1 pseudogene is annotated in these 411 nt (G+C 59.4%); it reads right to left on the bottom strand.

Annotated elements, in window-relative coordinates:
- Nucleotides 1-411 (bottom strand): annotated as a pseudogene (locus tag A6049_RS33510) (hypothetical protein); the annotation flags it as partial.

Here is a 411-nt window from a genome sequence, read left to right as displayed (position 1 = left end):
CCGGTACTTCCCGTTACACTGACACCCGTGGCACCGGTAACTCCTGTATCTCCAGTGACGCCGGTAACTCCTGTGTCTCCGGTGGCTCCGTTACTTCCAGTTACACCAACTCCGGTTGCCCCTGTCGCACCCGTGGCTCCCGCGCCAGCCAACAACGTGTAATCTGGGGACGTTCCTGGTGTTCCTGTTGGCGATGCCACATTTGCAATATACGTACTGCCGTCAAACGTCACCACCTGACCGGCTGGATACGTTGGCGCTACTGCTGGGTCGAATGGAACAACGCCAGTCAAACCTGCACCCGTGGCTCCCGTTGTACCAGTATCTCCGGTTGCGCCCGTTACACCAACTCCCGTTGCTCCTGTCGCACCGGTTGCTCCCGCACCAGCCAACAACGTGTAATCCGGGGAC

Origin of the sequence: Paenibacillus sp. O199 (assembly GCF_001636635.1) — a bacterium.
Classification (GTDB): domain Bacteria; phylum Bacillota; class Bacilli; order Paenibacillales; family Paenibacillaceae; genus Paenibacillus; species Paenibacillus marchantiae.
Note: the sequence above shows the minus strand (reverse complement) of the source record. Positions and strands in the feature narration are given on the sequence as shown.